The organism is Paenibacillus sp. 1_12, assembly GCF_900114475.1.
GTDB lineage: Bacteria > Bacillota > Bacilli > Paenibacillales > NBRC-103111 > Paenibacillus_S.
Genome location: NZ_FOTE01000001.1, coordinates 557,428 through 569,980, shown reverse-complemented (window position 1 = coordinate 569,980; position 12,553 = coordinate 557,428). Strand labels below are relative to the sequence as shown.

Genomic DNA, 12,553 nt, shown 5'->3' with positions numbered 1-12,553 from the left:
AATTATTGTCAATCTAATTGACTATTTAGGGAGGCTCTACATATGACGACAAATCAACCATCCGGTAGCTATGAACTAACAGTTCTGCTTGGACTGTCGTTCAGTGCTATTACTGATGATCTGCACAGACAATTGGCCAAAAAAGGTTTTGACGACGTACGGCCTGTTCATGGGTTTTTGTTTCAGAGAATTGCTGTAAAGGGAGCTACAGGAAACGAAATAGCGGAACACCTGGGGGTCACCAAGCAGGCAGCCAGTCAAATGATCGAATATCTGGAGCAGCATGATTATATCGAACGAAAGCCGCATCCACTAGATGGCAGGGGAAAGCTTGTCACACTCACAGAACGAGGTTGGTCCTGCATCCGAAATACTGAAGAGATCTTTATAAGTATTGAGCAGCGATATGCGGCTATTGTGGGTGAGGAGAGAATGAATATGCTAAAAGCAGATTTACGCCGTTTGGTTCATACCATCAGCGATGACAGCAATCCGCTGAGGCTTCGTCCGGTTTGGTGAAAAATTTGGAAAAGGAGTTTACGCAGGCTACGTCGAATGAGTAGGAGATGCCGTTATAAATTTTAAGATGGAGGTACAGAATGAAAAACAGAAAGTCACACTCTTGGATCGCGCTACTACTGGTGGCAGCGCTGATTATGCTGACAGGATGTCAGTCTGTAGACGGATATGATTTAAACAAAGTTATGCAAAATTCGTTTAGCATCCAATCTGCTGAAAGTGCCCAAACGATTGCGTTGGAGCTTACCCCGAACCCCTTAGCAACGAATATGAACACTGATGATAAGAAAGCCCTTGAACTGTTCAGCAACATCAAATTGACGATTACAGAAGCCAAGCAGCAAGATTTTACACATGCTTCAATGAAGGGCATATTTGAATACAACAAGGGCAAAATTCCGTTTCAAATGACAGTTACGGATCAAGATTATACCATTCTTGTGGAAGGTGCCAAGAAACCAATTGTTATACATAACAACGGGTCCATGCAGCAAGCACAGCAGAGCCTTTCCAAAGAAATGCAGGATTTAACGAAACAAATGTATCAAAATGCATATAAATGGTATCCGTCCATTGGATCTTTTTTCACTGGAATTCTTCCGAATCCTAATAAAATCTCGGTTTCGAGCGGCAGCGAAATGGTAGGTACTGAAGGATTAAATGGTAAAAAAATTCATGTGGAGCTCAAAGGCAGCGAGCTGGTGGAGCTTACCAGATCGTTACTGAAAAATTTACTGGCTGACGACAAAGCTTTGAAGGAAGTGCTCGGTCAGATCTATGATCTGTTGGTTCCGATTGTGAAGCAGGCACTCAAAGAGAATCAAGGTGAAAGCAGCCCTTACGACGATATGATCAGCCCTTATCTAAATAATAAAACATTGGCTGTAGAGCTTGCATTCACTTATATTACTAGTCAAGTGAAACAAATAGTGGAATACTATGATACGTATGTCAGAGAACTTTCTCTTCCAGGTTCGGGTGATTCGTTGAAAGTATTGCTGAGCGATAATTTTTCAGTGAAAACAGATCTGTTTGTTGACAATGACTTGATGCCGCGTAGATCAACAAACGAGATCATGCTCACATTACCTGATGATAATAAGACAGCAGTAAAATCCATTAAGCTTACGACCACTTCACAAATGTGGAATATTAACAAACCAGTTAAAGCGGCTGTAATTGATACCAGCGCTGGTCTGACTGAAATTACATCTTTAAGCAAGCCCAATCAGATCTTGGCCGCATTGGACCCGAAATCATCACTATATGAATTATTAAAATACGATCTGCATATTACCAAAAAAGATATAAACCTGTTGATGGATAATTACAGCGGTTTCGACGACACGACCAAACCTTTTTATCGTGATGGCGTTATTATGGTTCCTGCTCGCTTTGTCGTCGAGAAGCTGGATGCTGAAGTGAACTGGAATGCGTCCAATCAGCAAGTTACTGTGACAGATCCCCTGAGTGGCGTTGTGATCAAGCTGAATATTGGCAGCAAGCAAGCGATTGTTAATGGCTTGATTAAGCCGCTGGAAGTCGAAGCAGAGCTTAAGGATGGAACAACTTTTGTACCTGTTCGTTTTATCGCCGAAAACTTAGGCGCTACTGTGAACTGGAATTCAGAACTGAAAATGGTTACCATTAGTCGCGAATAGTCGTTACAGCGTAATCTCCCTATGGATGAGATATACAAAGCAACAGCAAAAAGCCCGATTCTGCCGGATCAGGCTTTTTGCTGTTGCTTTGTTAGCGTAGATAACTCCTATTCGTCATGGCGAGGAGGCTCGAGCTTCTCAGGGCGTGTTGATGCCTTGGGAGTGGGTAGTCTGCCCGCACGGGCCGCCGCCTCACGAAGCAAAAACTCGAGATGCCCGTTCACACTTCGTAATTCGTCATCAGCCCAACGTTCGAGTGCCTCATAAAGCTTGGGATCTATACGCAGGGCAAAGCTTTTTTTGGAAGCCATCAGCAAGTCCTCTAGTACAAGCTGCTTGTATTAATAATAGGACTCGCAGAGCGGTCGGAGACAATCGCGACCAGCAGATTATTGATCATAGCAGCTTTGCGTTCCTCGTCCAGGTGGATCGTGCCATCCTGCTCTATTTGGGCGATTGCCATCTGAACCATGCCCACCGCACCTTCGACAATCATGGAACGCGCCGAGATGATGGCTGAAGCTTGCTGCCGCTGGAGCATGGCGCTTGCAATTTCAGTCGAATATGCCAGATGTGTCAGCCTTGCTTCCATCACTTCAACACCAGCCAAGGATAACCGTTCCTGCAGCTCTCGTCCGAGCTCATTGGAGATTTCTTCGGAGTTGCCGCGAAGCGAAAAACCGCTGTCATGAAACAAATCATACGGATATTTGCTAGCGACGTGACGCAGTGCAGTTTCACTTTGTATTTCTACAAACTGCTCGTATTTATCCACATCGTACATCGCTTTGGCTGAGTCCACGACACGAAACACGACAACGGCAGCAATCTCAATAGGATTGCCTTCAATATCATTGACCTTCAGCTTGATGCTGTTAAAATTGCGAACTCGTAATGAAACCTGCTTGCGCATGGAAAAGGGGAGGGTCAGCCATATGCCGTTATCACGAATCGTTCCAACGTACTTGCCAAAAAAAGTGACGACGAGAGCTTGATTAGGTTGAACAATGGTCATGCTCGACATGAGTATTACCGAAAGCACAAGTGAAGCAATACCTAACCCCGTATACGTATTTATCAGCAATACAATACCAAGACCGACAAATATAACAAGCAGCAGCAATCCAAGAAACCCATTTTGCGCCCAAGCTTTATACTCTTTCATATAATCACTCCTTATAAGTTAATTAGCTGTATATCAATTTCATATTATAATGATATCACTTATTCTAATTAATGTAAAATATAAATCAAATTTTTTGCAAGCTGATCGAATCTTGACATAGAAAAAGCATCATGCTATAACTAATAAAAGCTTTTCATTCAGAAGGCGGTGGATGTTATGGAGCAAGTGAAATCAGAGTCAGTTTTTCAACAAATCATAGATGGTGACAAGCCAACTATTGCAGTATTTAAAACAACCTGGTGTAAGGACTGTCACTACATCGAGCCCTTTATGCCATCAATCGAAGAACAATATGGAGACAGATTGAATTTTATTCAATTGGACCGTGATGAGGTACCTGATTTATGTGAACAGCTCAATATTTTGGGCATTCCGAGCTTTATCGCTTTTCGTAATGGTCAGGAGCTTGTCCGCTTTGTAAGCAAGCTGCGTAAAACAAGAGAAGAAATCGAGCAGTTTTTGGACCGTGCTGTAGAAGTGGCCAGCGCTCTCAAGAAATAAAAATACGTTTCTAATGACCGATTAGAGCCGATAGCTTTCAGGGAAATACTCCCTGGAAACGATCGGCTTTTTAGTTTCAATGCTTTGTAACAATTCCGCATGGATTTGCCGCCCTTTTATCGATATAATAATACATGAGCGAACGACCTGTCATGTCCTTGACGTATCCTGTCGAAGCTCAGAAAAGTAGGTGATATCAGCATATGAATCAACAAAAATGGCTCAAGTACTTCTCATTTGCCAGCATGTACGGGATGTTTTTGATTCTCGTTATGGGTGCGCTCGTGACAAAAACGGAATCTGGCCGTGGATGCGGGGACGATTGGCCGCTGTGCAATGGTAAATTGGTTCCAGCGTATACGATTGAGTCGATTATCGAATACAGCCATCGTTTTGTAGTGGGAGTAGTAGGAATTATTTTGCTGATTGCGACCATTCTTGTTTTTGTTTGGTGTCGAAGAAAAGATGCGAAGGTATTCGTGTCAGGAGCGATGTTTTTTACAATACTGCAGGCTGTGCTGGGAGCTCTGGCTGTCATTTGGCCGCAATCCTCGTCGGTATTGGCGCTGCATTTCGGATTTTCTTTGATGGCCTTTGCCTTTACACTGTTGCTTTCTCTGGTGTTTACCCGCTTTGGAAGTATGCTTTCGGGTTCGAACGTTTCGCTTACGCCCGGTCTCCGATGGGGCATATTCCTGATTACCCTTTACAGCTACGCAGTTGTGTACCTCGGTGCGTTCGTGCGGCATACTCAAGCCTCTGGCGGATGTATTGGATGGCCATTATGCAACGGAAGTATCATTCCTGATATGGTAGGCCCGACACGAATCGTATTTATCCATCGTTTGGGAGCTGTGCTGTTGTTCATTCTTCTGTTATGGCTGTTCCTTGCTATACGCTCGCAGATGCGTGCTGAGCACAATATGTATCAATCTGCCAAATGGGCGCTGATTCTCGTGGTGTTACAAATATTCAGCGGCGCTTTTGTGACCTTGTCCATTGGGTATGATATATTTCTGATCGCGAGCCTGCTGCATGCGGTACTGGTCGCAGCTTTGTTCGGGATATTGTGCTACTTATGTGTACTTGCTTTCTTGGCTAAGAAAACCGGACAGGCTTACAAAGCTTAATAGCTGCGTAAGCCTGCTGTTTTATCAAAGACTTGTAAATGGATCGTAATGGGTCAGAGAGCGGATGGCTTCTTGAAATCACAATATTTTTTGGAAGCGTTATATTAACAAGAAGTGGACGGACGGATGTAAGGTTCTGTACGAAGACTGCCAACGGCATACACAGAAGTTTGCATTAATGGGTATCATATTGTGGGACATACCGTATGCGGTACAGGCAAGGTACAATAAAGCATGTTGCTTGATTACCGCTCAGCTGTACATTATTGCCGATGTTAGGAATTTAGAGGGGAAGTGAGCTCAGTATATGCTTAGAGCAATGTTTGGCGAACCGGTGCGTGAGGATACAGGTTTAATTGCCGCTGCGAATGAATCCATTCAACAATATATGGCATTGTTGCATACGATCCCTTTTGACAAGCGCAACTCTCAGGATCGACGCTATATCATATGGGGCAACAGCTTTCTGAGCGCGCTTGATGAGCTGGAGCAAAGTCAATATGCGGCAGTCCGCTATGGAGAGCACATTAAGAAAGCTTATATAGATGACATGAGTGCTGAAGAACTGGTTAATTATCGTCGATATTTGTATTTTTACAGAAATGGGATCATCCGGATATTTGCCATTCTGGATAAGCTGGGTCACTTCATGAATGAACGCTTCAGGCTCAAGACCGAAGAGGTCAAATCCCGTTTTTCCTATTTTACCGTTCTGCGGAATATGCATCAAAACCATCTGTATATTGAACTTGAAAAGAAGCTTTATGAGCTGAAAGAGAGCTCAAAAAAACCTGTGGAGCGTCTGCGCAACGAGCGTAATATGGAAATTCATACGATAAACGCTGATCTGCTGGATGATTTGCTGCAAGCAGCCGAGGCCAAGCAGCTGTATGACGAGCGGATGAAGGCAGAAAATGTATCTGAGCATCTGAAGGACCTGGCTGCTGGATGTGAAATGGTTTACATCGCTGTCCGTACTACGTTTGATTATATTGGCAGGCTGTCGGAGTCAACCGGGCGTTATGAAGCCTGATAATTTGAACTTTGCATTGAACTTGAAACAGCTATTAGGTTCCTCTATACTTTAGTGATATATGTGCAAGCGAGGAGAGGACATTCGGACATGATCGAACAACGGAAAGTCGCGCTTATTACAGGGAGTGCCAAAGGACTTGGCAAAATGACAGCACTGCGACTCGCCGATTCCGGCTGTGATATTATTATCAATTATGTTCATAGCGCTGCTGAGGCGCATACTTTATGCGAACGTATACAAGCAAAAGGTGTACGCTGTTTGGCTCTTCAAGGCGACGTATCGCGGTTTGAGGATTTGCAGTATATGACAGAAACAGCAGTACAAGAGCTGGGCGGAATCGATATATTAATTAATAATGCAGGTCCCTTTGTACGGGAACGCAAGTTCTTTAGTGAATACAAGCAAGAGGATATTCAATATATCATGAATGGGAATTTACTCGGTGTCATGCAGCTTGATCATTTGGTGCTTCCAATGATGCGCAGCAAGAAGTGGGGGAGAATTATTCACTTTGGATTCGGACACGCCTCAGAGGCTCGAGGATGGCCCCACAGGGCTGTTTACGCCGCGGCTAAGGTTGGTCTTGTCTCATTCACCAAATCGCTCTCCGTAGAGGAAGCGCCCTCTGGGATCACGGTTAATATGATCTGTCCAGGCGATATTCACGGTGCCAACAAGGAGAAGCTGATAAAAGAAGTGGAGCATGAAATTGATCCTGAGTCTCCACGAGGACGTCCCGGCGTGGGGGAGGATATTGCGCGTGTGATTGCCTATCTATGTGAAGAACGCTCCGATTTCATTACTGGCAACATTATGGATGTTTCTGGAGGACTAGACCCCATTCGTCCTAATATACACAAACTGGATTAATAATTTTACCTAAACGGATAGTTGAAACAGCATCACGCCGCAAATGACAAAAAAGACCCGTGAGTCAGAATAGCCATCAGGTTCGATCGCTATTCTGCCGCTCAACGGGTCCTACTTCGTCTTACATGAAGACGTAAAGCTCAATTAAAATACTTGTACAACCTCGACAACGCCTTCTACTTCTTCAAGTAGAGCACGTTCGATACCGGCCTTCAAGGTGATAGTCGAGCTTGGGCAGCTTCCGCATGCTCCCATTAGTTTTAGTTTAATGATGCCGCCTTCCACATCAACTAGTTCTACGTCGCCGCCATCGCGCTGCAAAAACGGGCGTAACTTATCTAAAACCTCCAGTACTTCATCGTACATGGTGCTTTGTGCTTGTTCAGTCATTTGACGTCAACTCCTTTCTATCTATATTATAATACAATCACAATGAAATTAAAATGGCTAACGGGTAGGTGACTCACAACATGAGAGCAATAATTGAATTTTGTACCAGCAATTTGCATAGTGGTACCGAGCTGGTTATGAAAAGACTTGAGGAAAGACCGGATTTGGACGTAATTGAATACGGCTGTCTCGGCAACTGTGGTGAATGCTATACATTTCCATATGCCCTTGTTAATGGAGAAATCGTCGCAGCAGCAAATGCTGAGGAGCTTGAACAGCAAATTGAAAAACAAATAAAACAGATCGAAGAAATGCTCGATCTGTTGGGAGAATAAAACTTAACCAAAGTGGTGCTTGGAAAGCCAGAGTACACCGCTTTTGAGCGCGCGCGGCACAAGACCGGTAATTGGGCGCTTGCCCATAACACCAAAACCGGATTTTTTACCTAGAGAGCCGAGAACTCCCTTCAGCTTGATAGGACCAAGCTTGGGCTCCTGCTGTTTCCAACCAGCTCGAATGACTTGCGCGATCTGCTCGCCTTGCGCTTCAGCCGCTTGTCCACTCGGTGAAAAAGGCAATGAAGCACAATCGCCAACCACATAAATATCCGTATAATCATGAATTTGATGGTATTCATTGATAATGAGCCGGCCTTGATTATCCTTGGGCAGCTGCAGCTGCTGTACAATGGGGCTCGGTTGAATGCCAGCCGTCCAGATCGTTACATCTGTTTGAATCAATTCCTGCTGATTATACAGGGTGTTGCCTTCCAGACGCGACAGTGATACATGAGGAATCAGCTCGATTTCATGAGACAGCATCCAGTCACGAACGAATTCCTGAAGCTTGTCAGGAAAAGCAGATAAAATGCTCGATCCACGATCCAAAATACGTATGTTCAGGTCCGGCCGGCTTTCACGAAGCTCGGCCGCCATTTCCACACCACTCAAGCCTCCGCCCACAATCGTGATCTGCCCATAGGGATTCGTATCGTTAACCCTTTGATAGGTTTTGCGTGTGCCTGATAAGGTTTGTATACTGTTCGAATATTGCTCAGCACCAGGAATTTCATGATATTTATCCACACAGCCAAGTCCGATGATCAGCGTGTCATAGCTCATGGGCTCATCATTTTCAAATAAAACCAGTTTCTGAACAGGGTCGACCGAATGAACCTCACCATATTTCAGAATCAAACGGGGGTCTACGGGAAACTGGACACGGATCTCCTTATCGGAGAGCGTTCCGGAAGCTAAAGCATAATATTCAGTCTTTAAGCCCTGATAAGGCATACGGTCGATCAGCACAAGCACGGTATCTGCCGGCAAATCTTTTTCAAGCAGCTGATTAACGATCGTCAGTCCGCCATAGCCTCCACCCAAAATAACGATTTTTTTCATAATTGATAAACTCCTTTATACAGCCATTCATAATAAACGTTTAAAATCAGCTTGTTCACAATAGGGTACAGGTGTGTCAGTTATTCATACACTTTGATTTCGTTATAAAAAGTATCTCGCTCAACAGCGATTCGTCCTGCTCCCTGGACAAGCCATACCAGCTCATCTCGTGTTAATCCTTCCGGTGACAAGGCGCCTGCTGCATGACTGATCTTTTCTTTGATAATGGTTCCGTGTACGTCAGACGCGCCAAAGGAAAGGGCAATCTGAGTTAACTGAGTTCCGAGATTGATGAAATAAGCTTTGATATGTTGAATATTATCGAGCATTAGACGGCTGATCGCTATCGTTTTCAAGTCATCGAAGGCGGCTACGCGGCGTTTGATCCCGGCATTGACACTGGCAGGCTGTACGGAATTCGGAATGAAAACCATAAAACCATTAGTTTCATCTTGAAGCTCGCGCAAATAAATCATGTGTTGAATGCGTTCCTCCAATGTTTCGATGGAGCCATAGAGCATGGTCGCGTGTGTCTTAAGACCGATACTATGGGCTACACGCTGAATTTCCAGCCATTGATCCGTAGTCGCTTTACCGACACCCATCTTTTTACGGTATCGCTCGGATAATATTTCTGCACCGCCGCCAGTCAATGTGCTTAAGCCAGCGTCGATCAAAGCCTCAAGCACCTCTTTATAGCTTAACCCACTGATACGGGAATAAAACTCGATTTCTGCCGCAGTGTGAGCTTTTATTGTTACGCTCGGATAACGCTGCTTTAATGAGCGTATTGCATCAAGGTAATATTCAAATTTAACATGCGGATTATGGCCTTGAGCAATGTGGAACTCACGCATGCCAGGATGATAGTGCTCATCAATGAATTCAAACATTTCCTCAGGTGTTAACGTATAAGCACCTTCTTCGCCTTCATCACGACGGAAATGACAAAAAGCACAGTGAGCCTCACATACATTTGTAAAATAAAGGCTCATGTTTTCAATAAAATACACTTTTTTCCCATTCTTGCGAAGATTTACTTCGTTTGCTAATTGGCCAATGGATAATAAATCGTCAGATTGGTACAAAAACAAGCCATCCTCTGCCGACAATCTTTCACCATGCTTGACTTTTTCGGCAATTTCAGCCATTCGCTGATCTGGATTACTAATAATCATGCTCATGTTGCCACCTCCTAAAAGTATTTGTAGAAACGACTATAATCAATATGAATGAGGACACGAATGAGTAAGCAATACTCTCTATTATAAACAACCTCATCAAGTGGGGCAATACGCAGTTCGACAAAAAGGGTTGAAAACCCTTATAATGGAATAGAAAGAGGAATTATGTATTTTTAAGACGTTGTTTGTTTTTCGTGGATGTTATAAAACTATGAGTCTATTTAAAAGGGTGGTGCTTATAAATGATGCCCCTATACTCGAATGAATTAATGGGAATTTCCATAGAGATCGAACGAATCAGAGCCCAGATGATTCAACTTGTAGAAGAACATGGGTTTATGCATCCGATCGTGCAGCAATGCAGTGGACAATTGGATCTGTTACTGCTTTCCTATTATCAATTGGACAAGCAGTTGAAGCTGAAAGGTCTTGAGGAGTATTCATATTAAGAGTATACTGAGGTAACAGAGGCTTTATGTAACCAGTTTTTTTCGAAGCTTAAGCATTCTGTGACGCATATGCATGTACTCGGGTGGATTATTGTTTCCAGCTCAGTTGTACATTCGAAGTAATTACTTCAAAAAACTCTTAGGAGGTTATGACCGTGGTAAAAATTAGCGAAACCGCAAGCGATAAAATTAAAGAAATGCTGGCTAGCGAAGAAACGCCAAATCTGTTCCTGCGGCTTGGAGTCAAGTCAGGCGGTTGCAGCGGCTATTCTTACGGCATGGGCTTTGATGATAAAGAAAACAGTGATGATAAAGTGTTTGAAATGCACGGATTGAAAGTGGTTGTGGACGGTGAAAGTGCCAAGTATTTATACGGCGTGGAAATCGATTTCAAGGACAGCGGCATGGGCGGTGGCTTCACCATCGATAATCCGAATGCAGTAGCTTCATGTGGCTGCGGATCTTCGTTCAAGCCTGCTGACTATGAAGGCACACCAGAACCATGTGATGATAAAGTGGAAGTGTAACAAGAATAGAAGCATCTACTGAAAGCCCTTTGACCTTGTGTGAATGCATCTGCATTCACAAAGATCAGGGGCTTTTTTTATTTATATGCGGTTACTAACTAATTCAAAGGCTGCGCGGCGGGATTGCAAGGAATCCATACGAGCCTCATGACGGAGGAACCTCGTGTTTTTACTTTGTCAAGCGATTCAAACTATAAGATTGGGGTAATTAACTATAAATCATTTTGTCATTATGGGTATAACTTCGAACATATTTAATAAAATTTTACGACAATTTTCGGAGTTCATTACCTGTGCATAACCTTGTCCACATTATCCACTGCGCTATCAGTCACTTAATTACACTTACCAACAAATTACGCACAGCTTATACACATATTCCTGTGGATAACGGAACACTTGTTCTATCAGGACGGGCATGATAATATGATTTTACTTTACAGAATTTAGGTGATGATTGATGAGGTTAATGAGCAATGAGGTACTGGTTCACTGTTATTTCAAAGCCATGGATTTGAAGCTTGAGGCAGAATTTATAAATCTGCTGAGAGACGAAATCCAAAACCGCAAAATTAATTTGGACTACTACAGTAATGGCGAAGCGCAGGTTAGCTAATTCTCATCATAGATATGAAAGACAAGGCAAGACGAAAAAGGATATTCCAAATTCGGGTTAAACCGAACGGAATATCCTTTTTGTATTGAAACCTACATTTTCATGTTGCTGCTATGTCCAGGGGACAATTTGGCAGTTGGATCGATATATACCTTGGCATTGTTGATAGCGGTTGGTGCTTCACCGAATCCTACAGCAATCAGCTTCAGCTTGCCTGGATAAGTGGTAATGTCGCCTGCTGCAAAAATCCCGGGGATACTTGTTTCCATGCGGGAATCGACGATAATGGAACCATTATCGATTTCGAAGCCCCATTCAGCAATCGGGCCGAGAGAAGAAATAAAACCAAAGTTAACGATAACCGCATCAACGTCGACATCAGTTACTTCGCCGCTTTTGCAATCCGTCAGCACCACTCTGTTGATATAATCTTCACCATGAAGTGCTGTAATTTCTTTGGGGGTTAAAATTTCAACAGTGGATTTGTTTAAGTTTTCTACGCTGTGCTCATGTGCACGAAACTTATCACGACGATGGGTGAGATATACTTTTTCGGCAATAGGTTCGAGCATTAATGCCCAGTCAACAGCAGAGTCGCCGCCGCCGCTGATCAACACCTTTTGACCTTTGAATTTATGAAGATCGCTTACGAAGTAATGAAGGTTTTTCTTCTCGTATTTGGATGCTTCCAGCAGTTCTAGACGTCTTGGCTCGAATGCGCCTACGCCCCCGGTAATGATAACTGCTTTGGATGTATGCACACCTTTGTCTGTAACGATTTCGAACAAACGCTCATCCTTCTTGATCACTTGCAATACTTTTTCTTCCAGACGTACATCCAGAGGGAAGTGCTTCAGCTGACGCTCCAAGTTATTAACCAACTCTTGTGCGGTTACCTTTGGGAAGCCTGCTACGTCATAAATATATTTTTCCGGATATAAAGCAGCCAGTTGTCCACCTAATTGTGGCATACTTTCAATAATCTTTACGCTTGCCTGACGCATACCTCCATAAAAAGCGGCAAACATACCAGCCGGACCGCCGCCAACGATAATAATATCCACAATCTCATTTTGCATCTGCT

General features: G+C 43.6%; 16 protein-coding genes. 10 read left to right on the top strand and 6 right to left on the bottom strand.

What is annotated here, in order from left to right; translation table 11 throughout:
* Positions 1 to 42: 42 nt before the first annotated feature.
* Positions 43 to 519, top strand: coding sequence for a MarR family winged helix-turn-helix transcriptional regulator (locus BM210_RS02495; protein ID WP_091164098.1), 477 nt, complete (start codon positions 43 to 45; stop codon positions 517 to 519).
* 80 nt (positions 520 to 599) lie between these two features.
* The gene (locus BM210_RS02490; protein ID WP_091164097.1) at positions 600 to 2,180 is read left to right on the top strand and encodes a copper amine oxidase N-terminal domain-containing protein; all 1,581 of its coding nucleotides are present in this window, start codon (positions 600 to 602) and stop codon (positions 2,178 to 2,180) included.
* Positions 2,181 to 2,287: 107 nt separating this feature from the next.
* Here the strand turns inward: BM210_RS02490 and BM210_RS02485 are convergent, their stop codons facing one another.
* Complete coding sequence (locus tag BM210_RS02485; protein ID WP_091164095.1) at positions 2,288 to 2,491, bottom strand: type II toxin-antitoxin system antitoxin; 204 nt, start codon at positions 2,489 to 2,491, stop codon at positions 2,288 to 2,290.
* Between the two features lie 11 nt (positions 2,492 to 2,502).
* Positions 2,503 to 3,345, bottom strand: a complete 843-nt coding sequence (locus BM210_RS02480; RefSeq protein ID WP_091164093.1) for an SPFH domain-containing protein — start codon at positions 3,343 to 3,345, stop codon at positions 2,503 to 2,505.
* 177 nt (positions 3,346 to 3,522) lie between these two features.
* Between BM210_RS02480 and BM210_RS02475 the strand changes: the two genes are divergently transcribed.
* The 4 genes from BM210_RS02475 (at position 3,523) to BM210_RS02460 (ending at position 6,903) form a co-directional block, all read left to right on the top strand.
* Positions 3,523 to 3,867 (top strand): thioredoxin family protein, encoded by a 345-nt coding sequence (locus BM210_RS02475; RefSeq protein WP_091164092.1) that lies wholly within the window; start codon positions 3,523 to 3,525, stop codon positions 3,865 to 3,867.
* 203 nt (positions 3,868 to 4,070) lie between these two features.
* Positions 4,071 to 4,997: a COX15/CtaA family protein gene (locus tag BM210_RS02470; protein WP_091164090.1), complete on the top strand. Its 927-nt coding sequence runs from the start codon at positions 4,071 to 4,073 to the stop codon at positions 4,995 to 4,997.
* A gap of 307 nt (positions 4,998 to 5,304) precedes the next feature.
* Complete coding sequence (locus tag BM210_RS02465; RefSeq protein ID WP_091164088.1) at positions 5,305 to 6,030, top strand: Cthe_2314 family HEPN domain-containing protein; 726 nt, start codon at positions 5,305 to 5,307, stop codon at positions 6,028 to 6,030.
* A 90-nt stretch (positions 6,031 to 6,120) separates the two neighbouring features.
* Positions 6,121 to 6,903 (top strand): SDR family oxidoreductase, encoded by a 783-nt coding sequence (locus BM210_RS02460; RefSeq protein WP_091164086.1) that lies wholly within the window; start codon positions 6,121 to 6,123, stop codon positions 6,901 to 6,903.
* A 144-nt stretch (positions 6,904 to 7,047) separates the two neighbouring features.
* On the opposite strand, the gene BM210_RS02455 is transcribed toward BM210_RS02460, so the two are convergent.
* Complete coding sequence (locus tag BM210_RS02455; RefSeq protein WP_091164085.1) at positions 7,048 to 7,293, bottom strand: NifU family protein; 246 nt, start codon at positions 7,291 to 7,293, stop codon at positions 7,048 to 7,050.
* Between the two features lie 80 nt (positions 7,294 to 7,373).
* On the opposite strand from BM210_RS02455, the gene BM210_RS02450 reads away from it, so the two are divergent.
* Positions 7,374 to 7,628, top strand: a complete 255-nt coding sequence (locus tag BM210_RS02450; RefSeq protein WP_091164083.1) for a YuzB family protein — start codon at positions 7,374 to 7,376, stop codon at positions 7,626 to 7,628.
* Positions 7,629 to 7,631: 3 nt separating this feature from the next.
* Here BM210_RS02450 and BM210_RS02445 read toward each other — a convergent pair whose 3' ends face one another.
* Complete coding sequence (locus tag BM210_RS02445) at positions 7,632 to 8,693, bottom strand: NAD(P)/FAD-dependent oxidoreductase (protein WP_091164082.1); 1,062 nt, start codon at positions 8,691 to 8,693, stop codon at positions 7,632 to 7,634.
* Positions 8,694 to 8,773: 80 nt separating this feature from the next.
* Positions 8,774 to 9,877, bottom strand: coding sequence for an aminofutalosine synthase MqnE (mqnE, locus tag BM210_RS02440; protein ID WP_091164080.1), 1,104 nt, complete (start codon positions 9,875 to 9,877; stop codon positions 8,774 to 8,776).
* Between the two features lie 242 nt (positions 9,878 to 10,119).
* Between mqnE and BM210_RS02435 the strand changes: the two genes are divergently transcribed.
* The 3 genes from BM210_RS02435 to BM210_RS02425 all read left to right on the top strand — a co-directional run bounded on the left by BM210_RS02435 (position 10,120) and on the right by BM210_RS02425 (position 11,469).
* Entirely contained in the window at positions 10,120 to 10,326 is a 207-nt protein-coding gene (locus tag BM210_RS02435; protein WP_256223207.1) for an aspartyl-phosphate phosphatase Spo0E family protein, read from the top strand.
* 155 nt (positions 10,327 to 10,481) lie between these two features.
* Positions 10,482 to 10,853, top strand: coding sequence for a HesB/IscA family protein (locus BM210_RS02430; protein ID WP_177237581.1), 372 nt, complete (start codon positions 10,482 to 10,484; stop codon positions 10,851 to 10,853).
* A gap of 460 nt (positions 10,854 to 11,313) precedes the next feature.
* Positions 11,314 to 11,469, top strand: a complete 156-nt coding sequence (locus BM210_RS02425) for a sporulation histidine kinase inhibitor Sda (RefSeq protein WP_091164078.1) — start codon at positions 11,314 to 11,316, stop codon at positions 11,467 to 11,469.
* Positions 11,470 to 11,561: 92 nt separating this feature from the next.
* On the opposite strand, the gene BM210_RS02420 is transcribed toward BM210_RS02425, so the two are convergent.
* Positions 11,562 to 12,548, bottom strand: a complete 987-nt coding sequence (locus BM210_RS02420; RefSeq protein ID WP_091164076.1) for an NAD(P)/FAD-dependent oxidoreductase — start codon at positions 12,546 to 12,548, stop codon at positions 11,562 to 11,564.
* Positions 12,549 to 12,553: the final 5 nt, after the last annotated feature.